We start from the raw sequence: 24,863 nt of genomic DNA on the forward strand, positions 1-24,863 counted from the left end.
ATGTGATGTGGGCATGTCGGTCCGGGCCCCCCTCCTCGCCGCGCTCGTCGTCGGCACGAGCCTCGCGGTGGCGCCCGCGCCCGCCGCCGTCGCGGCGCCCGCGCACCCGGCCGTCCTGCCTGCCGGGCCGGTCGCCGCGCCTGCCGCCGACGCGGCCACGCCGGAGGTCACCTCGGTGCCGGTCGGCCCCGAGCCCGACGGCACCGCCGTACGGCTCGACGTCTCCGTCTGGCCGCAGGCGAGCGGCACGCACCCCGTCGTCCTGCTCGCGCACGGCTTCGGCGGCACCAAGGACTCGATGGCGACGCAGGCCGCCGAGCTGCACGACCGCGGCTACGTCGTCATCACGTGGAGTGCGCGCGGTCACGGGAGGTCCGGCGGCCGCATCCACCTCAACGACCCGGCCTACGAGATCGCCGACGCCCGAGCGCTGCTCGACCTCGCCGCGAAGCGGTCCGACGTCGAGCTCGACGCGGCCGGCGACCCGCGCGCGGGCGTCATGGGCGCGTCGTACGGCGGCGCGCTCGGGCTCATGCTCGCCGGCGCCGACCGCCGCGTCGACGGCGTCGTCTCCGCCATCACGTGGAACGACCTCGCCGACGCGTTCTTCCCGCAGGCGGCCGTCACGGCGCCGCCCACCACCGCGGCCGGCCGCGCACCCGTCGCGACGCCCGGCCCGTTCAAGCAGGTGTGGGCCACGAACTTCTTCCTCTCCGCGCTGCGCGGGGGGAGCGCGGGCGGTGGCGCCGACGCGGCCCGCTGCGGCCGCTTCGACCCGACGATCTGCCGGCTCTTCGTGCAGGCCTCGGAGACCGGCTCGCCCAGTGCCGAGCTGACCACGCTGCTCCGCGCGCACAGCCCCAAGCCGACGATGAACGCCGTCACGGCCCCGACCTTCCTCGTGCAGGGCGTCGGCGACTCGCTCTTCGGCCTCGACCAGGCCGATGCCAACGCGTCCGCGCTCGCCGCCAACGACGTGCCGTATGCCGTCCGGTGGAGCGACGGGGGCCACGACGCCCCGAGCACCCACGAGGCCGAGGAGCTCGACGCCTCGTACGCGTGGCTCGACCACTTCGTGCGCGACAAGGGCCCGGCCGGGAGCGGGGGGTCCGCGCTGCCGACGGCGGCCTTCACCTACGGCACGCCCGCCACGCGCCCGGGTCAGCCGACGACGCTGCACACGCTGCCGGCATACCCGGGCCTGTCGGGGGCGACCCTGCAGACGCGCTCGCTACCTCTGTCGACGACCTCCGGCTCGCTCGTGCACCCGCCCGGCGGCCAGCCCGCGTCGCTCATCGCGGTGCCCGGGCTCGCCGCCCTCGGCATCAGCCTGTCGACGTACCAGATCGCCGCCCTGCCGGGGCAGTCCGCGGCGCTCGACACCCAGCCGATCGGCGAGGCGGCGACCGTCGTCGGGTCGCCGACGCTGCGCCTCACCGTCACCTCCGACACGCAGGACGCGACGCTCTTCGCGTCCGTCTGGCGCGTCACCGGTGGCTCGGTGACGCTGACCAACCCGCTCGTCGCACCGGTCCGCGTCGCCGTGACGCCCGGACGGCCCACGCCGGTGACGATCTCGTTGCCGGGCGCCGTCTACGACCTGCCGGCCGGCACCCGCTGGCGCGTGCTGCTGACGAGCACCGAGTCGACGTACTCCAACTCACGCGTGCCGAGCGGCATCCGCATCTCCGACGCGTCGGCGCTCACGCTGCCGGTCGCGGTCGGCACGGCCGTGTCGGGCGGCGCCGTGGCCGCGGGGCTCGACGTCGAGACGCTGCTCGCTGCCGGAGCCCTCGTGCTGCTGCTCCTCGCAGCGCTCGTCGGCGCCCTCGTGCGCCGCCGGCGTCGCCGGCACCTGCCGTCGCGGCCCGACCTCGCCGACGTTCCCCTCGTCGTCGAGGGCCTCGTCAAGACGTATGCCGACGGGCACCGGGCCGTCGACGACGTCACCTGGCGGGCCGAGAAGGGCCAGGTCGTCGGGCTGCTCGGCCCCAACGGCGCCGGCAAGACGACGACGATGCGCATGGTCATGGGCCTCATCTCCTCCGACTCGGGCACCGTGCACGTGCTGGGCGAGCCGGTGTCGGCCGGGTCGTCGGTGCTCGCGCGGGTCGGCGCCCTCATCGAGGGACCGGGCTTCCTGCCGCACCTCACCGGCCGCCAGAACCTCGAGGCCTACTGGTCCGCCACGGGCCGCTCGCCCGAGGACGCCCACTTCGACGAGGCGCTCGACGTCGCGGCGCTGGGCGGCGCCGTCGACCGCCCGGTCAAGTCCTACAGCCAGGGCATGCGCCAGCGGCTCGGCATCGCGCAGGCGATGCTCGGGCTGCCCGAGCTGCTCATCCTCGACGAGCCGACGAACGGCCTCGACCCGCCGCAGATCGCGGCCATGCGCCCGATCCTGCGCCGCTACGCCGAGACCGGCCGCACCGTCGTCGTGTCGAGCCACCTGCTCGCCGAGGTCGAGATGACGTGCACCCACGTCGTCGTCATGCACGCCGGACGCGTCATCACCGCAGGCCCCGTCGCCGAGCTCGTCGACAGCGACGACATGACGATCCTCGACCTGCCCGAGCACACCGAGCCCGCCGTCGTCGCGGCCGGCGTGCACGCGCTCGAGGCCGCCGACGGCATCACGGAGGTGCGCGTCGACACCCCGACCCGCGTCGTCGTGACGCACGACCGCGGTCGCGCCGAGGTCGTGGCGGCGGCCGTCGCCGCCGGCCTGCCCGTCGTGGGCGTCAGCAGCCGACGCCACCTCGAGGAGGTCTTCCTCGGGGTCATCTCCTCGGCGTCCGGCGGCGGTGCCCCGGGTGAGCCGGGCGACGACGGCAGCTCGCTCGTCGAACGACTGAGGCAGGTGCGCGCCCGATGAGCCAGACCCCGACGAACCACACTCCCGCCGACGGGCCCGCGCCCGGCGAGGCGCTGCTCGACGTCATCGAGCCCGCGGGCGCGGGCGACACCGTCCTGCACCAGGTGCGCGACCCGCTCTCGTGGCGCTCCGAGGTCCGCCGCCAGTGGGGCCGCCGGCGCACGACGTGGGCCTTCGGCCTGCTGCTCGCGCTGCCGCTCGTCCTCGTCGGCGCCTTCGCCTTCGGCGAGCGGTCGAACAACGGCCGCGGGGGAGCGTCCACCCGGATCTTCGACCTCGCCCAGAGCGGCGCCGCGAACTTCAGCCTCGTGCTCGTCTTCCTCGCGAGCGAGCTGCTCCTCGTGCTGCTCGCCGCGCTCTTCTGCGGCGACGCCGTGCCGGCCGAGGCGTCGTGGTCGTCGCTGCGCTACCTGCTCGTGGCCCCGGTGCGGCGGGCACGGCTGCTGACGAGCAAGCTCGTCGTCGGCATCGCCTCGACGCTGCTCGCGACCGTCCTGCTGCCGGCGTGGGGGCTGCTCGTCGGCGGCATCGCCTACGGCTGGGACCCGCTGACGAACCCGCTCGGCGAGAACCTCACGTGGGCGCAGTTCCTGCCGCGGCTCGCCCTCGCGATGGGCTACATCTTCGTGACGCTCCTGCCCATCGCGGCCATCGCCTTCTGGATCGGCACCCGCTCCGACGCGCCGCTGGCCGCGGTCGGCGGGGCGGTGCTCGTCAGCATCCTGCTCGGCATCCTCGACCAGCTCGACGCGCTCGACCCGTACCGCAACGCCTTCCCCGGGCACTACTCGCGGGCCTGGCAGGACGCGCTCGCGGTGAGCCCCGACTGGACCGACATGCTGCACGGCGCGCTCTGGGCCCTCGTCTGGGCCGTGGCGTTCACGATGCTCGCCTACCGTCGGTTCCGGCGCTCCGACATCCTCAGCTGACCTGTGACGCGGGGGCCTCGCGCCACAGGCCGGTGCGTCAGAGCCTGGCGGCCTCCGGGATGATCCGCTCGCCGACGAGCTCGAGCCAGTCGGTGCTCGACCCGTCGGCGACGCCGGTCTGCAGGTGCGTCACGCCGAGGGCGGCGAGCTCGCGCAGGTGCTCCAGGGTCGCGTCGACGTTCGCGCCGTCGGGGCCCGGGTCGAGGCGCCCCATGACGGTCTTCTCGATCTCGTCGTAGTCGCGGCCGACGGCCTCGCAGTGGCCGCGCAGCACGTCGAGCTTGTGCGCGAGATCGGGGCTGTCGAAGAGGTTGCACGCCTGCGCGTACTGCGCAACCATCCGCAGCGTCTTCTTCTCGCCGCCGCCACCGATGAGGATCGGCGGGTGCGGGCGCTGGACCGACTGCGGCGAGTTCAGGGTGCGGCCGAGCTGGTAGTGCGTGCCGGCATACGGCCCGTCGTCGTCGCTCCACATCTGCAGGCAGATCTGCAGCGTCTCCTCCAGGCGCTCGAAGCGCTCGGCGGTGGACGGGAACGGCAGGCCGAGGCCGACCGACTCCTCCTCGTTCCAGGCCGCCCCGATGCCGAGCATGGCACGGCCCCCGGAGAGCACGTCGAGGGTGGTGACCTCCTTGGCGAGCAGGCCGGGCTCGCGGTAGACGGCCGCCGTGACCCAGGCGAGCAGCTGCACCCGCTCGGTGACGGCCGCGAGGTAGCCGAGCGTCGTGTAGGCCTCGAGCATCTCGTGCTCGGGTGGGCCGATCATGCCGATCTGCCACACGTGGTCCATGACGGAGAGCTTGGTGAAGCCGACGTCCTCGGCGGTCTTCGCGGTGCGCCGGAGGTCGTCGACGAAGGTGGCGGAGCCGCCGCTCCACGTGAAGTTGCTGATGTGCAGTCCGAGGTCCATGTCTCGCACCATACGTCCGTCCGCTGGACGCTGCGGCGCGCGAGCGCCCCGGCCGCGGGCGTCGGTCCTCGGAGTCAGCCCTCGGTGGGAGTGACCTGGGCGCCCGAGACGGGCGGCTGCGCCGACCACGGGAAGACGATCCACCGGTCGGTCTCGCGCCACACGTAGTCGGGGCTGACGATCGAGCGCGGCTTGCCGTAGAGCACGGCGCTGCGGGCCTCGGCGCCGTGCTGCTGGAGCAGGTCGAGCACGAGGGCGAGGGTGCGGCCCGAGTCGGCGACGTCGTCGACGACGAGGATCCGGCGGCCCTTGATGCTCTCGGTGTCGAGGTGCGGGGCTAGCAGCACCGGGTCGGGCAGGGTCTGCTCCACGTCGGTGTAGAACTCGACGTTGATGGCATCCGTGAGCTTGACGCCGAGGGCATAGGAGAGGCCACCGCCGGGGATGAGGCCGCCGCGCGCCACGGCGACGAGGATCTCGGGGCGGAAGCTCGAGTCGGCGACGAGCGTCGCGAGCTCGCGGACCGCGTCGCCGAAGCCGTCCCACGTCAGCACCTCCTTGTCGGTCAGGGTGGAGGCGTCTGCGTGGTGCGCGATCGTCATGTGCAGCAGGGTATCGACGTCGCGTGAACGCCGTGTTTCACGTGTCGAGGTCGGCCAGGGCCTGCCGGAGCGCGGCCTCGAAGGCGGCGACCGAGCCGGCCACGTCGTCGAGGGCGGACGGGCCGAGCGCCGGCACGAGGGTGCCGCCGCGACGCACGAGGACGACGGGCGAGCCGGACGCGGACACCGCCGCGGTCACCTCGTCGTCCATCTCGTCGAGGTGCACGAGCCGGACGGGCCGCTCGAGGCGGCCGACGAGGGCGTCCCACTCCGGCTTGCGCCGCACCGTGGCGTGCGTGATGTCGCAGAGCGCGCAGTGCGCGGTGCCGCGGAGGCGGCCGTAGGCGTACCGCAGCTCCCCGAGGAGGCTGCCCTCCGCGTGGTAGACGCCGACGAGCTCGCCGTCGGCAGGGCCGGTCGGACGGGTCTGTCGCACCGTGGGCTCCTCGGTCGCGGGTCGTGCTCCCGGTCGGGCGACGGGGTCGCGCCACCGTACCTCGCGACGCGAGCGCGGGCCCGGTGCGCGAGACTGGCCGGGTGACCTCCGCCCGCCGCCCGCTCTCCCCGTCGCGACGCTCGCAGGTGCCGCCCTTCCAGGTCATGGACGTGCTCGACCGCGTCGCCGTGCTGCGGAGCGAGGGGCGCGACGTCGTCTCGCTCTGCGCGGGGGAGCCGTCCGGCGGCGCGCCGCAGCTCGTCTCCGAGGCGGCCGCACGGCTGCACGGCTCGGGGCGCGCCCTCACCTACACCTCCGCGCTCGGCATCCGCGAGCTGCGCGCCGAGATCGCGGCCCACTACGGGCGGTGGTACGGCCTCGACGTCGACCCGGCCCGCGTCGCGGTGACGACCGGTTCGTCGGGCGGCTTCGTGCTCGCCTTCCTCGCCGCGTTCGAGGCCGGTGACCGCGTGGCGCTCGCGCGCCCCGGCTACCCCGCCTACCGCAACATCCTCTCGTCGCTCGGCTGCGAGGTCGTCGAGGTCGACTGCGGGCCCGAGACCCGTTACCAGCCGACCCCGGAGCTCCTCGACGCCGCGCTGGAGGGTGGTCCCCTCGCGGGGCTCGTGCTCGCCTCTCCGGCGAACCCGACCGGCACGATGGTCGACCGCGCGGAGCTCGCGGCGATCACGGCCTGGTGCGCCGCCAACGGCGTGCGGCTCGTCAGCGACGAGATCTACCACGGCGTCACCTACCCGGAGCCCGGCGCCGCCGACCCCCGCGGCGTGTGCGCCTGGGAGAGCGACGACAGTGCCGTCGTGCTCTCCTCGTTCAGCAAGTACTGGGGCATGACCGGCTGGCGCCTCGGCTGGATGCTGCTGCCCGCCGACCTCGTGCGCGCCGTCGACGCGCTCGCCGGCAACGTCGCGCTGTGCCCGCCCGCCCCGGCGCAGTATGCCGCCGTGTCGGCCTTCGCGGAGGAGTCCTACCGCGCGTGCGACGAGGCCGTCGCGGAGTTCGCGCGCACGCGGACGCTGCTGCTCGAGCAGCGTGAGCGGCTCGGGTGGGGCGAGTCGGCCCCGCCGGACGGCGCGTTCTACTACTGGGCCGACCTCGGGCCCCGGCTCGAGCGCTGGGGGTCGTCGGCGGCATACGCGAGCGCCCTGCTCGAGGAGGCGGGCGTCGCCATCACGCCGGGCGGCGACTTCGACGACCGGTCGGGAGGCCGGTCGGTGCGGCTCAGCTTCGCGGCGGGCCCGACGGCGGTCGCCGAGGCCATCGACCGGATCGCCGCCTTCCACGCCGGCTGAGGGCACCGAGGGCGAGCCGGCCCCCGGGCACGCCAGCGGGTCGAGGCGACACCACCTCGACCCGCCCGGGTCGACCCGCGGGCGCTCAGGTGATGAGCAGCACCGCAGCGGTCACCGCGCCGGCCAGCGCCAGCGTGGCGAGCAGCAGGCTCGTCACGGCGCCGGCGGTCCAGTAGCCGGACCGGTCACGCACGCTGGCACCGAGCAGACCGAAGCCTGCGGTGAGCAGCACACCGCCGGCGATCCAGCTGCCGAGGTACCAGGCCGCGCTCAGGCCCGCGAGGACCCAGCCGGCCGGCACCAGGTAGGTCCAGGCACCGAAGGCGGCGACCAGGACGCCGACCACCAGGAGCGTGTAGTCCACCGTGCGGCTGCGGAACAGCCTCGGAAGACGCTCGCTCCGCACCGATTGCTTCTCAAGGAGCTGTGACATCGTCTTCACCTCCTTTCGTCCACCTCCAGCCTCGCCGGAGCCGCCGGTGGGCGCCAGAGGCGTTGGTCCCGGCGACCCCTGCGACCTGCGGCTGTGGCGAGGCGGCCTCAGGCGGTGGCGGGCTCGAGCGCCGGCTGGACCGGCTGCACCGGCTGCACCGGCTGCACGGGCTGCTCGCTCCGGCGCTCCTCGGCGGCACGGGCGCGCAGGGCGGCCCGGAGGCGCCAGGCGCCGTAGATCGCGACGAGGCTGATGAGCAGGTGCAGGCCGAGGAAGCCGTTGGCGAGGCCGAGGCCGAGCAGGGCGCCCGCGACGAGCGGCCCGAGCGCCGAGAACGTCGTCTGGATGGCGGTGAAGGTGCCGAGCGTCGTGCCGACGAGTCCGCGCGGCGCGAGGCTGGCGGTCAGCGGGTTGAGCACCGGCGCGTACATCGTCTCGCCGACGGCGAAGATGCCGAAGGTCGTCACGAACAGGGCCGAGGCCACGCCGGGCGTCAGCTGGGCGACCGAGAGGACGATCCACGAGAGCGTCCAGACCGCGCCGACGACCATGAGCAGGCTCGCCGCGTTGCGCTTGGCCGTGACCCGCACGACGACGACCTGGAGCGCCACGATGACGACGCAGTTGACGGCGGCGGCGAGGCCGATGGCCGACTCGTCCACGTCGAGGACGGTCAGGGCGTAGGCGGGCAGCCCGGACTCGAACTGCGCGTAGAAGCCGAGCGCGAGGGCGACGGCCACGACGGCGGTCCAGCGCAGGGCGGGAACGGCGAAGATCCGGCGCAGAGCCTCCACCGTGCTGACCCGCGTCTCGGCCTCGCCGGCGGCGAGGTCGGGGGCGACCTCGGCGGGCGCGCCGATGCCGGCCACGTGGATGAGCAGCGCGGAGATCGCGAAGCCGGCCCCGGCCGTGATGAAGGCGAAGGTCATGCCGTCGACGCGCGAGAGGTCGACGAACTGGCCCGCGACGAAGGCGCCGACGGCCATGCCGATGGCCTCGGCGGTGAACTTGTAGGCGAAGACCTTGCGGCGGTCGTCGCTGCCGGCCCAGCGCAGCACGAGCACGGAGGCCGCCGGGCCCGCGGCGGTGAGGCCGAAGCCGAAGACGAACATGCCGACGAGGAAGGCCGGGGCCGACTGCGCCCACACGAGGCCACCGACGCCGACGGCCGCGAGCAGCTTGGCGACGACGGCCACGACGACCGGGTCGAAGCGGTCGCTGAGGCGCCCGGCGAACGGCGCGGCGACGAGCGCGCCGACCGAGAAGAGGGTGCTGGCGAGGGCGGCCGCGAGGGCGCCCCAGCCGCGGGTGTTGGCCGCATACGCGTACTGGTACGGCAGGACCGTGCCCCATCCGAGCATGCCGATGGACGACGCGAGGATGAGCAGCTTGGTGCGCACGGTGGTTCACACCCTTTCCGAGGGGTTTCAGGACGGACCCGGTCTACAACGGATCTTCGTCATCAAATATTTCGAGTTCAAACTTCGACTTCGAAACGTTAGCAGGTGGCGGCGGGATGGAACAATGCGGTCCCATGGCAGCGAAGCGACGGCAGACCGCCCAGCAGGAGCACGCGGCCGACGTCGCGACCTACGTCGCCGCCGGCGGTGAGGAGTCGGTCCAGCGCGTCATCACGGCCGTGTTCTCCGTGACGAAGAAGCTCGACCAGTGGTACTCGCGGCAGTTCGCCGACCTCGACCTCACCCAGGGGGAGTGGGCCGTGCTCGCCGGGCTCGCCCGCGCCGGTGAGACCTGCCTCACCCCGAGCCAGCTCGCCGACCTCGCGAACGTCGCGCCGTCGTCGATGACCCACCGCCTCGACAAGATGGCCGGCCGGGGCCTGCTCGAGCGCCGCCCCGACGAGTCGAACCGCACCCGCACCCTCGTCTCGCTGACCGACGACGGGTGGGCCCTCTTCCGCGCGGCCGTGCGCGAGTCGAACGTCGTCGAGAGCGACACGCTGCGCGACCTCTCCAGCGAGGAGCGGCACGAGCTGGGTCGCCTCCTCGAGATCGTCATCGCCGGGCTCGACGAGATCGACGCCTGACCCGCGCGGGGCGTAGCGTCGGGGCATGAGCCCGCACGCGCAGCCGGTCGCCATCGTCACCGGAACCTCCTCGGGCATGGGCCTGCACGCCGCCGTCGAGCTCGCCCGCCGCGGGCACCTCGTCGTCGCGACGATGCGCGACCCGTCCCGGGCGACCGCCCTCACCGACGCCGCGGCCGAGGCGGGGGTCGAGCTCGACGTCCGCGCCCTCGACGTCACCGACCACGACGCCGCGCGGGCCTGCGTCGAGGGCGTCCTCGCCGACCACGGCCGCATCGACGTCCTCGTCAACAACGCGGGCCGGGGCGCGGTCGCGACCGCCGAGCAGCTCAGCCTCGACGAGGTGCGCGACCAGCTCGAGGTCAACTACCTCGGCCCCGTCGCCCTGACCAAGCTCGTGCTGCCCGGCATGCGCGAGGCGGGCTCCGGCACGGTGCTCACCGTGACGAGCGTGGGCGGGGCCGTCGGCCAGCCCTTCGCCGACGCCTACTGCGGAGCGAAGTTCGCCGTCGAGGGCTTCATGCAGTCGCTCGCCGTCGTCATGCTCACACACGGGGTGCACGTCTCGGTCATCGAGCCGGCCGCCGTCGCGAGCGACTTCGTCGGCAACGTCGCGCGCCCTGCCGGTGGCACCGACGCCGACCCGTATGCCGCCCAGCTCGACGCCTACCTCGCCCGGTCCGCCGGTGCCTTCGCCGACGCCCAGTCCGCCCGCGACGCGGGCGCCGCCATCGCCGACGCGGCGACCGCCACCGACTACCGCTTCCGGTGGCAGACGTCCGAGGGGGCCACGGCCTTCGTCGGCATGTCGCTCGCCGACACCGACGGCAGTCGGGTGCTCGGCGCGACCCGCGGCTGGATCGCCTGACCGACCCGATGGCCGACCCGATGACCGACCGCCTCACCTACGCACGCCCCGTGCCGACGATCGGCGACGCGTCGACGGCGGCCGAGCGGGCCCTGGCCCCGGACGCGTGGGCGCTGCCCGACGACCTCGCCTCGCTCGAGCGCGTCGTCGGCGCGCGGCGCGACATCCGCCGCTTCCGCCCCGACCCGGTGCCCGACGACGTGCTGACCGCCGTCCTCACCGCCGGGCACCGCGGGCCCTCGGTCGGGCACAGCCAGCCGTGGCGCTTCGTCGTCGTCACCGAACCGGCCACGCGCGACGCCGCCGCACTGATGGCCGACCGCTGCCGCCTCCGCCAGGCCGCCGGCATGACCGAGGAGTCGGCGCGGGGCCTGCTCGACCTCCGGCTCGAGGGCATCCGCGAGGCGCCGCTCGGCATCGTCGTCGCCTGCGACCGGCGCACCCCGGCGGCCGGGGTGCTCGGCCGGGCGACCTTCCCCGACGCCGACCTGTGGTCGTGCGCGGCCGCCATCGAGAACATCTGGCTCACGGCCCGCGCGCACGGCCTCGGCCTCGGCTGGGTCACCCTCTTCGAGCCGGCCGAGCTCGCCGACCTGCTCGGCCTGCCCGACGGCGTCGAGACGCTCGGCTGGCTCTGCCTCGGCTGGCCCGACGAGCGGCCGCCGGAGCCGGGGCTCGAGCGCGCCGGGTGGAGCCGGCGCGTGCCGCTCGAGCAGGTCGTCATGCGCGAGCGCTGGACCGAGCGCGACGCGCCACCGTCCCACCTGCGCGCGCCCGGCCCCGACGCGCTCGTCGGCGCCCGCGACCGGTCCGACGCCCTCCTCACGGTGCCCGGCTCGCTGGGCGTGCTCGACACCGTGCTCGACCGGGTCACCGCCCTGACCGCCGTCGACGGCCCCGGCACCCTCGTCGTCGCGGCCGCCGACCACGCCGTGACGGCATACGGCGTCAGCGCCTTCGATGCGTCGGTCACCGCCGACGTCGCGCGGGCCACCCGAGAGGGCACCTCGATGGGGGCGGTCGCCGCGCGCGCCGCCGGCCTCGGCGTCGAGCTCGTCGACGCCGGGATCCGTTGTCGCAGAGGCGATCTCGTGACCACCGACGCGCTCGACGAGCCGACGTATGCCGCCCTGCTGGCCCGGGGCCGCGAGCTCGGTCGCGCGCTGGCCGATGACGGACTCGTCGCGCTCGGGGAGGTCGGCGTGGGCAACACGACGGTCGCGGCCACGGTCGCGGCCGCCCTCCTCGACGCCACCGCGGACACCGTCGTCGGGCGCGGCTCGTCGGCGGACGCCGCGATGATGCAGCGCAAGCGCGACGTGGTGGAGCTGGCCCTGGCCCGGGTCACCAGCGCGGAGCGGCGCGACCCCCACGCGGTGCTGCGGCGGCTCGGCGGGGGAGAGCTCGCCGTGCTCGCCGGGGTGGTGCTCGGGGTGGCCGAGGGCGGTGGGGTCGTCGTGCTCGACGGGCTCGCGACCTCCGTCGCAGCGCTCGCCGCCGTGCGGCTCGAGCCGGGCTGCGCCGCGCACCTCGTCGCGGGCCAGCGCTCGCGCGAGCGGGCTCACGCAGACGTGCTGCGCGAGCTCGGTCTCGAGGCCCTGCTCGACCTGCGCATCCGGGCCGGCGAGGGCGTCGGCGCGGCGCTCGCGACGGGCCTCCTCAAGGACGCGATGCGGCTGCGACGGGAGGTGGCGCGGACCTCCGCAGTTTGAGTCGGAGGGGGCTGCCGCCTAGTTTGGGGTGGTTGTCCAACCATCGAACTGCCCCCACGAGGGGCTGGGAGAAACGCATGTCAACACAGACCGACGGCAGCACGCCGGCATCCCCGACCGGCGGCGGCGCCGGCGACCGCGCCTTCCTCGGGCACCCGAAGGGCCTGTCCACGCTCTTCTTCGTCGAGCTGTGGGAGCGCTTCTCCTACTACGGGATGCGCGCCATCCTGCTCTACTTCCTCGTCGACACGGCGGCCAACGGCGGCCTCGGCATCGACGAGACGACGGGTGCCGCGGTCGTCGCCATCTACGGCGCCTCCGTCTACCTGCTCTCGATCATCGGCGGGTTCACGGCCGACCGCGTCTTCGGTGCTCGCCGCTCGACCCTCTACGGCGCCGTCGTCATCATGGCCGGCCACGTGTGCCTCGCCGTGCCCGCGACGGCGACCGCCTGGCTCGGCATCGCCCTCGTCGCCCTCGGCACCGGCCTGCTCAAGCCGAACGTCTCGGCCATGGTCGGCACGCTCTACAAGCCGGGCGACGCCCGCCGCGACGGCGGCTTCTCGATCTTCTACATGTCCATCAACATCGGCTCGTTCTTCTCGCCGCTCGTCGTCGGGTGGCTGCGCGAGCACTACGGCTACCACGCCGGCTTCTCGGCGGCCGCGGTCGGCATGGCCGTCGCCATCGCCTGGTTCGTGCTCGGCCGCAAGGCCCTCGGCCCCGCCGTCGACGACGTGCCCAACCCGCTGGCTCCCGAGGAGCGCGGCCGCGTCGGCGCCCTCGCCGTCGGTGCCGTCGTCGCCTTCGCGATCGTCGTCGTGCTCTCCGGCCTGTGGCGCGACACGGTGCTCGACCAGGTCATCGACGCCATCTCCATCGTCGCCGTGCTGACGCCGATCGCCTACTTCACGATGATGTTCCGCAGCCCCAAGGTCGAGCGCGAGGAGAAGTCGCACCTCGCCGCCTACCTGCCGCTCTGGATCGGCGCGATGCTCTTCTGGATGATCTTCGAGCAGGCCGCCGGCAAGATGGCCCTCTTCGCCGCGAACAACACGGTCAAGGAGACCGCCGGCGTCTCGATCAACCCCGAGTGGTTCCAGTCGATCAACCCGCTCGCCATCGTGCTGCTCGCGCCGGTCTTCGGCCTCATCTGGGTCCGCCGCGCGGGTCGCTTCCCCTCGACGCCGATGAAGTTCGTGCTCGGCGTCGCGCTCATCGGGGTCTCGGCCCTCGCCATGTCGTGGGCCTTCGCGACCTTCCAGGGCAACACGGCGCCCGTCTGCATCCTCGGTGGCGTCTTCGTGCTCCAGACCGTCGCCGAGCTGTGCCTCTCGCCCGTCGGCCTGTCGGCGACGACCCGGCTCGCGCCGCGGGCCTTCGCGAGCCAGGCCATGGCGCTGTGGTTCCTCGCCAGCTCGGCCGGCCAGGCCATCGCCGCGCAGCTCATCCAGGCCATGGGTGGCCTGAGCGACGCGACGTACTACCTCGTCAACGGCCTCATCACGCTCGTCGTGGCGGGCGTGCTCCTCGCCCTCGTGCCGTGGATCCGCCGCAAGATGGCGACCGCCGAGGTGCACGTGCGCGAGTCCGTGACGGCGCACTGACGTGATCGTCACCCTCGCCGGCGTCACCCCGGTGGTCCACGAGACCGCCTGGGTGGCGCCGACCGCCGTCCTCGCCGGCGCCGTCGACCTGCGGGCCGGCTCGAGCGTCTGGTACACCGCCGTCCTGCGCGCCGACTTCGACCCGATCGTGCTCGGCGAGGGCAGCAACCTGCAGGACGGCGTCGTCGTGCACACCGACGCCGGCCAGCCGACGACGATCGGCTCGGGCGTCTCGGTCGGCCACCGCGCGGTGCTGCACGGGTGCACCGTCGAGGACGACTGCCTCGTCGGGATGGGCGCGGTCGTCCTGGGCGGCTCGGTCATCGGCGCCGGCATCCTCGTCGCGGCGGGCGCCGTCGTGCCGGAGGGCATGGTCGTGCCGCCCCGGTCGCTCGTCGCCGGGGTGCCCGGTGTGGTCCGCCGATCCATCGACGAGCCCGGGTTCGCCCGCATCCGCGCGAACGCCGAGGTCTACCTCGAGCTCGCCCGCCGGCACCGCGAGGCCACGGCCGGCTGAGGGCGGGCCGCCGGCATCCGCCCTCGGTGGGTGTGTCCGCGCATCAGCGCAGCAGCAGGACCGCGGCGACGACCCCGGCGACGACGACGAGCACGCGGAAGAGCGTGGGTGGCAGCCGCCGGCCGACCCGCGCGCCGACGTAGCCGCCGACGACCGAGCCGGCCGCGAGCAGCGCGATGGCGCGCCAGTCGAGATCGGCGACGGTGATGAAGATGATCCCCGCCACGACGTTGCCGGCGAAGATGGCGAGCGTCTTGAGCCCGTTGACGACGCGCAGGTCGATGTCGAGGCCCAGCCCGAGCACGGCGACCATCATGACCCCCGATCCCGCGCCGAAGTAGCCGCCGTAGACGCCCGTGAGCAGGGCGAACGCGGTCGTGACCGGTCCCATCCGGGTGCGGGCGCCCGCGTCCTCGCCCGCGCGGGCGCGCAGCCACCGCCCGATCCACGGCTGCACGCCGACGAGCAGGCAGGTGAGGAGGATGAGCCACGGCACGACGGCCTCGAAGACGCTCGACGGGAGCGCGAGCAGCAGGGCCGCGCCCCCGACGGCGCCGACCGCGCAGGTCACGACGACCGTCCACGTGATCCTCGGGTGCTCGCGCAGCTCAGCGCGGTAGCCGAACGACCCGCTCACCCCGGCGGCCACGAGGCCGACGGTGTTCGACGCGTTCGCCACGACGGGGGGCAGCCCGACGGCGAGCAGGACCGGGAAGCTGAGCAGCGAGGCGACGCCGACCGTCGAGGTGAGCACCCCGGCGCCGAGTCCGGCACCGAGCACGGCGAGCGCCTCGCCCAGGCCGTCGACCGTCGTCACGGACCGTCCCGCAGCACCGCCACGTCGCTGACGAGCACGACGTGGGCGTGCATGGCGTCGGCGGCGGCCGGCGCGTCGCCCGCCCGGATCGCGTCGGCGATCGCGCGGTGGTGCGCGAGCGAGTCGCCCGGACGCCCGGGCTGCGAGAGCGACTCGATGCGCGTCTCGCGCACGAGGTCGCGGATCTCGTCCATCAGGCGGGCGAGCAGGAGCGAGTGGGCGGCGGCCGTGACCGCCCCGTGGAAGCGCTCGTCGCCCTCGAGACCCCGGCCGCCGGCCTCGACGTCGCGGGCCATCTCGGCGAGCGCCTCGTCGATGCGGGCCAGGTCGTCGTCGGTGCGGCGCGTGGCCGCGAGGGCGGCGATCTTCGTCTCGAGCGCGTCGCGGGTGTCGATGACCTCGGGCAGGCGGTGCGCGTGGGCGCGGATGGCCTCGACGATGCGCCGCGGCGCGCGGGCGTCGGCGAGCACCGTGCCGTCGCCGTGCCGCACGGTCACGACGCCGATGACCTCGAGCGCCACGAGGGCCTGACTGAGGGTCGCCCGGCTGACGCCGAGGCGCTGCGCGAGCTCGCGCTCGGGGGGCAGCCGGTCGCCGGCCGTGAGGCCGTTCGCGGCGATCCACGCCGTGATCTGCTCGGCGACCTGTTCGTAGAGTCGGGTGCGCGCGAGCCGCGGCAGCTCCGGGGCGGGCATGGGGTCATCCTATTGACTTCCGGCCCAATGGCCTATTGGCTGGTCCACTGAGCCGGCCATGAGCCTCGTCACCACAGGCGCGGACCAGGCGAGCCGGACGCGACCGACGGAGGACACGCATGGGACCGGAATGGGTCTCGATCATCGCGCTCGTCGCCCTCTTCGTGATCGGCACGCTCCTGCCGATCAACATGGGGGCGCTCGCCTACGTGGCGGCCTGGCTCGTCGGGGTCTACTCCCTCGGTCTCAGCGAGAAGGAGATCCTCGCGGGCGTGAGCGGTGACCTCGTGCTCACCCTCATCGGCGTCACCTACCTCTTCGCCATCGCGAAGAACAACGGCACCGTCGACCTCATCGTCAGATCGGCCGTGCGGGCGGTCGGCGGGCGCGTCGCGCTCATCCCGTGGGTGATGTTCTTCGTCACCGCGCTGCTCACCGCCATCGGTGCGGCGAGCCCGGCCGCCTGCGCCATCATCGGCCCGATCGCCCTCGGGTTCGCGGGTCGCTACAAGATCAACCCCCTGCTGATGGGCATGTTCGTCGTGCACGGCGCGCAGGGCGGCGGCTTCTCGCCGATCAGCATCTACGGCACGATCACCAACTCGGTCATGAAGGACAACGGCCTGCCGTCGAGCGAGATGACCGTCTTCATCGCGAGCCTCGCGGTCAACCTCGTCATGGCCGGCATCCTCTTCGTCGTGCTCGGCGGCCGGCGCCTCATGAACCTGCGCGCCGACGACGTCGACGGGCCGCTCGACGGCGAGTCGCTCACCGACGACCTCCACCGCGGCGGCGTCGGCGTCGCCACCCGGGGCACCGGCACGATGACGCTGGGGCGCACGCAGGCTCTCGGCGTCAAGCGCGACCAGGTGCTGACGCTCGTCGCCTTCACCCTCGTCGCGGTCGTCGCGCTCGCGTTCGACAAGAACATCGGCTTCGTGTCGATCACGGCGGCCGTGGTGCTCGCCATGCTGTCGCCGACGCAGCACAAGGACGCCGTCAAGCAGGTCGCGTGGCCCACCGTCCTGCTCGTCGCGGGTGTGAGCACGTATGCCGCCGTGCTGACCGAGGCGAAGGCGCCGGAGTTCGTGGGCAACTGGGCCGCCGGCCTCGGTGCCGTCGTCATCGGTGCGCTCGTGCTCTGCTACGTCGGCGGTGTCGTGTCGGCCTTCGCCAGCTCGACCGCCCTGCTGCCCGTCATCATCCCGATCGCCGTCCCGCTCATCAGCAACGGCGGCATCGGCGCCGCGACCTTCGTCGCGGCGCTCGCGATCAGCTCGACGATCGTCGACGTCAGCCCGTTCTCGACCAACGGCGCCCTCATGCTGGCCAACCGGCCCGACAGCATCAGCGAGCCGGTGTACTACAAGCAGATCCTCACCTACAGCGTCATCGTGGTCCTCGCCGGCCCGTTGCTCGTGTGGGCCGCCCTGATCCTCCCCGGATGGTGAATGACATGACCTCTTCTGGACCGCTCGACGGCGTGCTCGTCGTCGACCTCTCCCGCGCCCTCGCCGGCCCCCACGCGACGATGATGCTCGCCGACCAGGGCGCCCGCGTCATCAAGGTCGAGGCGCCCGGCCGCGGTGACGACACGCGCGGCTGGGGGCCGCCCTTCGTCGGTGAGGAGGGGCGGCGCGAGTCGACCTACTTCCTGTCGGCCAACCGCAACAAGGAGTCGATCACCCTCGACCTCAAGGACGCGGCCGACAAGGACGTGCTGCTCGCGCTCGTCGACCGGGCCGACGTGCTCGTCGAGAACTTCCGCACCGGTGTGCTCGAGCGCCTCGGTCTCGGCATCGAGTCGCTCATGGAGCGCAACCCGCGCCTCGTCGTGCTCTCGATCACCGGCTTCGGCCACGACGGACCCGAGGGCGGCCGCGCCGGCTACGACCAGATCGCCCAGGGCGAGGCCGGGCTCATGTCGCTCACCGGCTCGGGGCCCGACGACCCGCAGCGCGTCGGCGTCCCGATCGCCGACCTGCTCTCCGGCATGTACGGCGCCTACGGCGTCGTCTCGGCCCTGCACGAGCGCTCGCGCACCGGTGTCGGCCGGGTGGTGCGCACGTCGCTGCTCGCGTCCGTCGTCGGCGTGCACGCGTTCCAGGGCACCCGGTGGACGGTGGCGGGCGAGGTCGGCCGCTCGGCCGGCAACCACCACCCGTCGATCAGCCCCTACGGCCTCTTCCGCTGCCGCGACGGGTCGGTGCAGATCGCCGTCGGCAGCGAGAGCCTCTGGCAGCGGCTGTGTGCCGCGTTCGGGCTCGACCCGGCCGCCGAGGGGCTCGCGACGAACGCCGAGCGCGTCGCTGCCCGCGAGCGGGTCATCGAGGTCGTCGAGGCGGCCTTCGCCGACTGGGACGCCGAGCCGCTCCTCGCCCGGCTCGCCGAGGTGGGCGTGCCGGCCGGCAAGGTGCGCACGCTCGACGAGGTCTACGCGTGGGACCAGACCGCGAGCCAGGGGCTGCTCGTGCAGGTCGAGCACCCGACGCTCGGGCCACTCACGCTGCCGGGCCCGCCGCTGCGCTTCTTCGACGGCGACGGCACCGAGGTGACCCGTCGCCACCACGACGCGCCGCCGACCCTCGACGAGGACGGCGCGGCCATCCGGGCCTGGCTCGCACAGGACTGAACGAGGGGGCCGACCGCAGGGACCGCCGGCCGTCAGCTGGCGGTCGCGGTCGGCCCGGCGTCGCCGTGCGTCGACCCGCCGGCGGTCGCGGTCGTCGCGATGAAGTCGGTGAGCAGGTCGGCGAAGCGCTCGGGCTGGTCGAGGTGCGGGAAGTGGCCGGCGCCCTCGAAGAGCTCGACGCGGGCGCCGGCGAGGGCGGCCTGCGCGCGGGCGGCGTGCGTGGCCGGTATGACCATGTCGCGCGTGCCCCAGACGACGAGAACCGGCAGGTCGGCGAGGTCGGGCAGGTAGTCGCCCGCGCTGACCCGCTGCCCGCCGGGGTCGACCACCGCCCGGGTCGTCGCGAGGAAGGCCCGGCGGCCGTCGGCGTCGCTGAGCGAGGCGAACCCCTCCCAGGCCGCGCGCATGTCGTTGCTCGCGCGCCAGCCGAGCCGGGAGAGGCTGCGGCCCACCGTCTCGACCCCGCCGCGCACCCACTCCGAGGCGAGCACGGGCAGCACGAACTCGGCCCCGGGCAGGGTCGCGGCGCGCAGCGCGGGGTTGACCTCGCGGCCGAGGCCGCCACTGCCGACGAGCACCAGCCGCTCGACGCGCGACGGGAAGAGGTAGCAGAACTCGAGCGAGATGCCGCCGCCGAGCGAGTGGCCGACGAGGGTGACCCGGTCAATGCCGAGCCGGTCGAGCAGGTCGCGCAGGGTCGCGGCGTGCGCGGCGAGCGAGTAGTCGCCCTCGGGCTTGGCCGAGGCGCCGTGCCCGAAGAGGTCGGGCACGACCACCCGGTGGCGGTCGTCGAGGCGGTCGATGAGGTGGGCCCAGTTGGAGTGCGAGCCGAGCAGGCCGTGCACGAAGAGCACGGTGTCGCCGTGCCCGCTGTCGACGTACGACAGCGCGTGCCCGTGCAGCAGCGTCGTCTGGGGCGCCAACCTGGTCACGACACCTCCTCGGGTCGACCGGTCCTCCTCCTCCCACGGTAGAACACCTCGCCCACGGTGCCGCGCGGTTTCCCTCGGCTCAGCGGAACCGGGCGGCGAACTCGCCCGGGGTGAGCCCGGTCGCCCTGCGGAAGTCACGGGTGAAGTGGGCCTGGTCGGCGTAGCCGAGCTCGGCGGCGATGGCCGCGAGTCCCGCCTCGGCGTCACGCAGCCGGTCGGCGGCCTCCTGCAGTCGGCGGCGCCGGATGAGCCACTTGGGTCCCAGCCCGATCCGCTTGTGCAGCAGGCGCTGCAGCGTGCGCTCGGCCAGGCCGAAGCGCGCGCACAGCTCGTCGACGCGGAGCAGCTCGGGCGAGCTCTCCACCTCCTCGACGACCGCGTTGACGAGCAGACCCTCCTCGTCGACGGGGAGGAGGAGCCGGAGAGTGTCCTCGACGTGGGTGCGCGCCTCGGCCTGGGCGGCCGGGTCGCGCGGGTCGGGGCCCATGGCGGCGCGCACCCGGCGCACGAGGCCGGCGCCGTCGAGGCGGGGCAGGGCCGACAGCTCGACCCACCGGTCGGTCATGCGGCGCACCGGCTCGCCGGTGAGCAGGTGCCCGGCCGCCGGCTGGAACATCAGGCCGACGGCCCAACCCCGGCCCGTCAGCGTCGTGTGCGACAGGCCGGAGACGACCCCGTGGAAGCGGGCGTAGCCGTCGGAGACGACGAGGAGGCAGACGGGGTACTGCAGCACGCGCTGCACCGAGTCGCGCCCGTCCGGCACGTCCCAGACGGGGATCCAGAAGCGCCGGGCCAGCTCGCCCAGGTCGGGTGACACGGAGGCCCGGTCGATGGACCACGTGCGGTCGGTGGGGTCGACGAGATGGGCGCGCTCGATGTCGTCGCGCGTGCGGGTGCCCGCGCCCGCAGGGCCCGTCGCGCGGGCCGATCCCGGTGACGTCGTCACCTGTCGGAAAGTATCAAGACCCACCGACGCGTGGGTCCCTAGCGTGTGGCCATGACCTCACCCACCACCGACGTCGCCCGAGAGCACGCCCGCCTCGCCGACCCCTTCACCGCCGTCGTCGACCGCCTCCCCGCCGACGGGTGGGAGCGGCCGAGCCCCTGCGAGGGCTGGACCGCCCGTGACGTGCTCGCCCACGTCACCACCAGCCAGCGGCAGTTCCTCGCCGAGCACGGCTTCGACGCCGCGACCGACCAGCCCCTCGACATCGACGACCCGGGGCGCACGGCGGTCGACGCCCGGGCCGCCTGGCACGCGCACGACCGCCGCGTGCGCGAGCTCCTCGCCGACCCGGCCGTGGCGGGGCACGAGTACGACGGCGTCTTCGGCCGCACCACGGTGGGCCGCTCGATCGTCGCGTTCCACGGCTTCGACCTCGTCGTGCACCGCTGGGACATCGCGACGGCAGCCGGCCTCGACGAGCGACTCTCCGACGACGAGCTCGACCTGCTCGAGCGGTCGGCCGACGGCTTCGGCGAGCACCTCTACGACGACGGTGTGTGCAAGCCCGCCCTGACCGTTCCCGAGGGGGTCGACCGCCAGGCTCGGGTGCTCGCCCGGCTCGGGCGGCGCACACCCGCCGCCTGAGCGGTCACCGCGACCAGAGGTACTCGACCTCGGGACGGCCGGCGCCGGCATACCGGTTGCGGCGCACGGCGACCCGCGTCTCGCAGAGGTGCTCGGCATAGCGTCGCGCGGTCACCCGGCTCACGCCGAGCGCGTCGGCGAGCTCGCTCGCCGAGCGCCCGCCGTCGCTCTCGCGCAGCAGTCGGGAGACCCCGGCGAGCAGCTCCTCACCCATCCCCTTGGGCAGCCGCGCCTCGCCCGCCACGCGTGCGCCGGCGAAGACCTCGTCGACCTGCGCCTGGGTGCTCACCTCCTCGCCCGCCACGAGCTGGTCGCGGTAGGCGCGGTAGGCGAGCAGCCGGTCGCGCAGCGTCGCGAAGACGAAGGGCTTGAGGAGGTACTGCACGATCCCGAGCGACACGGCGGCCCGCACGACGTCGAGGTCGCGCGCCGACGTGACGGCGATGACGTCGGCGCGGTGCCCGGCCGCCCGCATGGCCCGCACGACGTCGAGCCCGTGGCGGTCCGGGAGGTTCATGTCGAGCAGCACGACGTCGATCTGCTTGTCCTGCAGCGCCTTGAGGGCGGCCTGCGACGTGCCGACCGTGGCCGCGACGACGAAGCCGGCGACCCTGCCGACGTAGGCGGTGTGGGCCTCGGCCGCGATCGGCTCGTCCTCGACGACGAGCACCCGGAGCGTGGCCGCCTCAGGCTCGGTCATGGGTCGTCTCCTCGTGCGCGTCGGTGTGGGTGCCCGGGTGGGGGTCGGCGTGCGGCGAGCGGTCCGGCAGGCGCACCGTGAACGTCGCCCCCGGCGGGCCCGAGACCTCGAGCGTGCCGCCGAGCCGGTCGACCGTCTGGGCGACGAGGGCGAGCCCGATGCCGCGACGGCCCGCGCTGCCCTGCTCCTTCGTCGACCAGCCGCGCCGGAAGGCGTCCTCGACCGCGCCGGGTGGCAGCCCCGGACCGTCGTCGGCGACGACGAGGACGGCCTCGCGGCCCTCGACCCGCGAGGCGAAGCGCACGCGCCGCTCGGCACGGCCGTCCGCGGCCCCGGACCCCTCCTCCTCGGCGACGGCATCCATGGCGTTGTCGAGCAGGTTGCCCACGACGGTCACGACGTCGCGGGTCGGCGCCACGTCGCGCGGCCAGCGGGCGCCGGGCTCGATCTCGAAGGTGATGCCGCGCTCGTGGGCCTCGGCGGCCTTGCCGAGGAGCAGGGCCGTCAGGGCCGGCTCGTCGACCGCCTCGACGACGCGGTCGGTGAGCACCTGGGAGACGTGCAGCTCGTCGGTCGCGAAGTCGAGGGCGCGGTCCGTGTGCCCGAGCTCGATGAGGCTGACGATGGTGTGCAGCCGGTTGGCCGACTCGTGCGCCTGCGACCGCAGCGCCTCGGTGAGCCCCCGCGCGGAGTCGAGCTCGCCCGTCAGGGCCTCGAGGTCGGTGCGGTCGCGCAGGGTCGCGACGTGCCCGAGCAGCCGACCCTCCCAGCGGGCGGGCCCGCGGTTGAGCACGAGCACCCGCGCCGCCGTCACGTGCAGCTCGTCCTCGTGGGGTGCGTCGTCGGTGAGCGCGGCGGCCAGCGCCGGCGTGAGCCCGAGCTCGGCCACCGGCCGGCCCACGGCGTCGGGCGGCAGGGCGAGCAGCCGCGTCGCCTCGTCGTTGGCGAGCCGCAGCCGGCCGTCGAGGTCGGTGATGAGCAGGCCCTCGGTCACGGCGTGGAGCACCGCGTCGTAGTACTCGTACATCTCGCGCAGCTGCTCCTCGCCCAGGCCGTGCGTCTGCCGGCGGATCCGCCGCGCCACGAGGCCGGTGCCGAGGCCGGAGAGCACGGCCGCCACGAGCCCGGCGAGCAGGAGGCCCGGCAGCTGCGCGCGCACCCGCTCGCCGACGGCCGCCTTGCGGATGCCGACGGAGACGAGCGCGACGACGCGACCGTCGTCGGTCACGGGCTCGACGACGCGCGAGGAGGGTCCCAGGGTGCCGGTGTAGTCCTCCTCGACCTCGCCGCCGGCCAGGGCCTCCTCGGTGTGGCCGATGAAGCGCTTGCCGATCTGCGTCGGGTCCGGGTGGGTCCAGCGGATCGCGTCGCGGCTCATGACGACGACGAAGTCGGTGCCCGACGCGACCCGCACGCGCTCGGCGTACGGCTGCAGGGCGGAGGTCGGGTCAGACCCCTGGACCGCCCGCACCACCTCGGGCGTCGACGCGACCGTCACGGCGACGGCGCGCGCCCGGGCGATGGCCTGCTGGTCGCCCGCGCGCTGGGCCTGGCCGTAGGCGCCGGCCAGCCCGGCCACGACGACGAGCACGGCGATGAGCACCTGGAGGGCGAAGGTCTGCGTGGCGACGCTCCAGCGCCCGGGTGCGCCGAGCACCCGGACGGCGAGGCGACGCCACCGGGGCGGTCTCAACGACCGTCGCCCGGTCGCGAGAACTCAATGAACACAACCGTGACCCTAGTTCCTGGGAGGGGCAGCCTCGGAACATTCACCGGTCCCGTGCCCAGCGGGGGACCCAGCCAACGGAGGTCACCGTGAGTTCCACCGCCGACAGCGCCGTCGACGCCCAGCCGGGCCCGGCCCCCAAGCGCGACCGCACGCACTTTCTCTACATCGCCGTCACCGTCGCGATGCTCGCCGGCATCCTCGTCGGCTGGGCCTTCCCCGAGGTGGGCAAGAGCCTCAAGCCGCTCGGGACCGGCTTCGTCAACCTCATCAAGATGATGATCACGCCGATCATCTTCTGCACCATCGTGCTCGGCATCGGCTCGGTGCGGAAGGCGGCACAGGTCGGCAAGGTCGGCGGTCTCGCCCTCGGCTACTTCATCACGATGTCGACGGTCGCCCTCGGCATCGGGCTGGTGGTCGGCAACATCATCAAGCCGGGCGAGAGCCTCAACCTCACCGACGCCATCGCCGCGTCCGGCACGTCGCAGGTCGCCAAGGACTCCGAGGGTGCGGTCGACTTCCTGCTCGGGCTGATCCCCGAGACCCTCGTCAGCGCGCTGACGTCGGGCTCGGTGCTCCAGGCCCTGCTCATCGCGCTCCTCGTCGGCTTCGCCCTGCAGAAGATGGGCAAGAGCGGCGAGCCGATCCTCACCGGCATCAAGCACCTCGAGCGCCTCGTCTTCCGCCTCATGGCGATGATCATGTGGGTCGCGCCGGTCGGTGCCTTCGGCGCGATGGCCGCCCTCGTCGGTGCCACCGGCATCGGCTCGCTGACGAGCCTGCTCAAGCTGATGGTGGCCTTCTACATCACCTGCGCGATCTTCGTCTTCGCGTTCCTCGGCTCGATCCTCAAGCTCACGACCGGCATGAACGTCTTCTCGCTCCTGCGCTACCTCGGGCGCGAGTTCCTCCTCATCCTCTCGACGTCGTCGTCCGAGTCGGCCCTGCCGCGCCTCATCGCCAAGATGGAGCACCTCGGCATCTCCCGCCCGGTCGTCGGCATCACCGTGCCGACGGGCTACTCCTTCAACCTCGACGGCACCGCGATCTACCTGACGATGGCGAGCCTCTTCATCGCCGAGGCCATGGACAAGCCCTTCAGCATCGGCCAGCAGATCGGCCTGCTCGTCTTCATGATCATCGCGAGCAAGGGCGCCGCGGGCGTCAGCGGGGCCGGCCTCGCGACGCTCGCCGGTGGTCTCCAGTCGCACCGGCCCGACCTCGTGCCGGGCGTCGGCTTCATCGTCGGCATCGACCGCCTCATGAGCGAGGCCCGCGCGCTGACGAACTTCGCCGGCAACGCCATCGCCACGGTCATCATCGGCACGTGGGTCGGCGAGATCGACCGCGACAAGGCCGGCCGGGTCCTCTCCGGACAGGACCGCTTCGACGAGGCGAGCATGGTCGACGACCGCGACGAGGTGCCCGCCGACGCCCCGGCCCACGAGACCGAGCTGGTCGGCGCCCCGCGCTGAGCTCTCCCCGCCCGACCGAGGGGCCGCGGACCGTGAGGTTCGCGGC

At 73.9% G+C, this 24,863-nt stretch carries 23 protein-coding genes; 12 read left to right on the top strand and 11 right to left on the bottom strand.

What is annotated here, in order from left to right; genetic code table 11:
• Positions 1 to 13 precede the first annotated feature (13 nt).
• Together ABD979_RS03170 and ABD979_RS03175 are read left to right on the top strand one after the other, a co-directional pair.
• Positions 14 to 2,875 (top strand): alpha/beta fold hydrolase, encoded by a 2,862-nt coding sequence (locus ABD979_RS03170; RefSeq protein WP_345505988.1) that lies wholly within the window; start codon positions 14 to 16, stop codon positions 2,873 to 2,875.
• A complete protein-coding gene (locus ABD979_RS03175; RefSeq protein ID WP_345505989.1) occupies positions 2,872 to 3,804 on the top strand; it encodes an ABC transporter permease subunit in 933 nt (310 codons plus the stop codon). Before ABD979_RS03170 ends, ABD979_RS03175 begins: the two co-directional genes overlap by 4 nt.
• 37 nt (positions 3,805 to 3,841) lie before the next feature.
• Here ABD979_RS03175 and ABD979_RS03180 read toward each other — a convergent pair whose 3' ends face one another.
• The 3 genes from ABD979_RS03180 to ABD979_RS03190 form a co-directional block, all read right to left on the bottom strand.
• On the bottom strand, positions 3,842 to 4,714 hold the full coding sequence (locus ABD979_RS03180) for an LLM class F420-dependent oxidoreductase (protein WP_345505990.1): 873 nt from the start codon (positions 4,712 to 4,714) through the stop codon (positions 3,842 to 3,844).
• A 74-nt stretch (positions 4,715 to 4,788) separates the two neighbouring features.
• Positions 4,789 to 5,316, bottom strand: a complete 528-nt coding sequence (locus ABD979_RS03185; protein WP_345505991.1) for a phosphoribosyltransferase — start codon at positions 5,314 to 5,316, stop codon at positions 4,789 to 4,791.
• A gap of 37 nt (positions 5,317 to 5,353) precedes the next feature.
• Positions 5,354 to 5,752: a hypothetical protein gene (locus ABD979_RS03190; RefSeq protein WP_345505992.1), complete on the bottom strand. Its 399-nt coding sequence runs from the start codon at positions 5,750 to 5,752 to the stop codon at positions 5,354 to 5,356.
• A gap of 164 nt (positions 5,753 to 5,916) precedes the next feature.
• Between ABD979_RS03190 and ABD979_RS03195 the strand changes: the two genes are divergently transcribed.
• Positions 5,917 to 7,062: an aminotransferase class I/II-fold pyridoxal phosphate-dependent enzyme gene (locus ABD979_RS03195; protein WP_345506336.1), complete on the top strand. Its 1,146-nt coding sequence runs from the start codon at positions 5,917 to 5,919 to the stop codon at positions 7,060 to 7,062.
• Between the two features lie 85 nt (positions 7,063 to 7,147).
• Here ABD979_RS03195 and ABD979_RS03200 read toward each other — a convergent pair whose 3' ends face one another.
• Both ABD979_RS03200 and ABD979_RS03205 read right to left on the bottom strand, forming a co-directional pair.
• Positions 7,148 to 7,504 carry a hypothetical protein gene (locus ABD979_RS03200; RefSeq protein ID WP_345505993.1) on the bottom strand — a complete coding sequence of 119 codons (357 nt, stop codon included), beginning with the start codon at positions 7,502 to 7,504 and terminating at the stop codon, positions 7,148 to 7,150.
• A gap of 98 nt (positions 7,505 to 7,602) precedes the next feature.
• Positions 7,603 to 8,895, bottom strand: a complete 1,293-nt coding sequence (locus ABD979_RS03205; RefSeq protein WP_345505994.1) for an MFS transporter — start codon at positions 8,893 to 8,895, stop codon at positions 7,603 to 7,605.
• Positions 8,896 to 9,029: 134 nt separating this feature from the next.
• Here ABD979_RS03205 and ABD979_RS03210 point away from each other — a divergent pair, with 134 nt between their 5' ends.
• The 5 genes from ABD979_RS03210 to ABD979_RS03230 all read left to right on the top strand — a co-directional run bounded on the left by ABD979_RS03210 (position 9,030) and on the right by ABD979_RS03230 (position 14,246).
• Positions 9,030 to 9,542, top strand: a complete 513-nt coding sequence (locus ABD979_RS03210; protein WP_345505995.1) for a MarR family winged helix-turn-helix transcriptional regulator — start codon at positions 9,030 to 9,032, stop codon at positions 9,540 to 9,542.
• A gap of 25 nt (positions 9,543 to 9,567) precedes the next feature.
• Positions 9,568 to 10,410, top strand: coding sequence for an SDR family NAD(P)-dependent oxidoreductase (locus ABD979_RS03215; protein WP_345505996.1), 843 nt, complete (start codon positions 9,568 to 9,570; stop codon positions 10,408 to 10,410).
• An 8-nt stretch (positions 10,411 to 10,418) separates the two neighbouring features.
• Positions 10,419 to 12,122 carry a 5,6-dimethylbenzimidazole synthase gene (bluB, locus tag ABD979_RS03220; protein WP_345505997.1) on the top strand — a complete coding sequence of 568 codons (1,704 nt, stop codon included), beginning with the start codon at positions 10,419 to 10,421 and terminating at the stop codon, positions 12,120 to 12,122.
• Positions 12,123 to 12,199: 77 nt separating this feature from the next.
• Positions 12,200 to 13,729, top strand: a complete 1,530-nt coding sequence (locus ABD979_RS03225; RefSeq protein WP_345505998.1) for a peptide MFS transporter — start codon at positions 12,200 to 12,202, stop codon at positions 13,727 to 13,729.
• A 1-nt stretch (position 13,730) separates the two neighbouring features.
• The gene (locus tag ABD979_RS03230) at positions 13,731 to 14,246 is read left to right on the top strand and encodes a gamma carbonic anhydrase family protein (RefSeq protein ID WP_345505999.1); all 516 of its coding nucleotides are present in this window, start codon (positions 13,731 to 13,733) and stop codon (positions 14,244 to 14,246) included.
• Between the two features lie 43 nt (positions 14,247 to 14,289).
• On the opposite strand, the gene ABD979_RS03235 is transcribed toward ABD979_RS03230, so the two are convergent.
• Both ABD979_RS03235 and ABD979_RS03240 read right to left on the bottom strand, forming a co-directional pair.
• Positions 14,290 to 15,063 (bottom strand): sulfite exporter TauE/SafE family protein, encoded by a 774-nt coding sequence (locus ABD979_RS03235; protein WP_345506000.1) that lies wholly within the window; start codon positions 15,061 to 15,063, stop codon positions 14,290 to 14,292.
• Positions 15,060 to 15,758, bottom strand: a complete 699-nt coding sequence (locus ABD979_RS03240; protein WP_345506001.1) for a FadR/GntR family transcriptional regulator — start codon at positions 15,756 to 15,758, stop codon at positions 15,060 to 15,062. Before ABD979_RS03240 ends, ABD979_RS03235 begins: the two co-directional genes overlap by 4 nt.
• Positions 15,759 to 15,877: 119 nt before the next feature.
• Between ABD979_RS03240 and ABD979_RS03245 the strand changes: the two genes are divergently transcribed.
• On the top strand, positions 15,878 to 17,209 hold the full coding sequence (locus ABD979_RS03245; RefSeq protein WP_345506002.1) for an SLC13 family permease: 1,332 nt from the start codon (positions 15,878 to 15,880) through the stop codon (positions 17,207 to 17,209).
• 5 nt (positions 17,210 to 17,214) lie between these two features.
• On the top strand, positions 17,215 to 18,390 hold the full coding sequence (locus ABD979_RS03250) for a CaiB/BaiF CoA transferase family protein (RefSeq protein WP_345506003.1): 1,176 nt from the start codon (positions 17,215 to 17,217) through the stop codon (positions 18,388 to 18,390).
• Between the two features lie 32 nt (positions 18,391 to 18,422).
• Here the strand turns inward: ABD979_RS03250 and ABD979_RS03255 are convergent, their stop codons facing one another.
• A complete protein-coding gene (locus tag ABD979_RS03255; protein ID WP_345506004.1) occupies positions 18,423 to 19,322 on the bottom strand; it encodes an alpha/beta fold hydrolase in 900 nt (299 codons plus the stop codon).
• A 79-nt stretch (positions 19,323 to 19,401) separates the two neighbouring features.
• Positions 19,402 to 20,268, bottom strand: a complete 867-nt coding sequence (locus ABD979_RS03260; protein ID WP_345506005.1) for a helix-turn-helix domain-containing protein — start codon at positions 20,266 to 20,268, stop codon at positions 19,402 to 19,404.
• Positions 20,269 to 20,319: 51 nt separating this feature from the next.
• Here ABD979_RS03260 and ABD979_RS03265 point away from each other — a divergent pair, with 51 nt between their 5' ends.
• Positions 20,320 to 20,913 (top strand): TIGR03086 family metal-binding protein, encoded by a 594-nt coding sequence (locus ABD979_RS03265; protein ID WP_345506006.1) that lies wholly within the window; start codon positions 20,320 to 20,322, stop codon positions 20,911 to 20,913.
• A 4-nt stretch (positions 20,914 to 20,917) separates the two neighbouring features.
• On the opposite strand, the gene ABD979_RS03270 is transcribed toward ABD979_RS03265, so the two are convergent.
• Together ABD979_RS03270 and ABD979_RS03275 are read right to left on the bottom strand one after the other, a co-directional pair.
• Positions 20,918 to 21,613, bottom strand: coding sequence for a response regulator (locus ABD979_RS03270; protein WP_345506007.1), 696 nt, complete (start codon positions 21,611 to 21,613; stop codon positions 20,918 to 20,920).
• Complete coding sequence (locus ABD979_RS03275) at positions 21,600 to 23,306, bottom strand: sensor histidine kinase (protein ID WP_345506008.1); 1,707 nt, start codon at positions 23,304 to 23,306, stop codon at positions 21,600 to 21,602. Before ABD979_RS03275 ends, ABD979_RS03270 begins: the two co-directional genes overlap by 14 nt.
• A 122-nt stretch (positions 23,307 to 23,428) precedes the next feature.
• Between ABD979_RS03275 and ABD979_RS03280 the strand changes: the two genes are divergently transcribed.
• Entirely contained in the window at positions 23,429 to 24,817 is a 1,389-nt protein-coding gene (locus ABD979_RS03280; RefSeq protein WP_345506009.1) for a cation:dicarboxylate symporter family transporter, read from the top strand.
• Positions 24,818 to 24,863 lie beyond the last annotated feature (46 nt).

Origin of the sequence: Terrabacter aeriphilus, assembly GCF_039542985.1 — a bacterium.
Classification (GTDB): Bacteria; Actinomycetota; Actinomycetes; order Actinomycetales; family Dermatophilaceae; genus Terrabacter; species Terrabacter aeriphilus.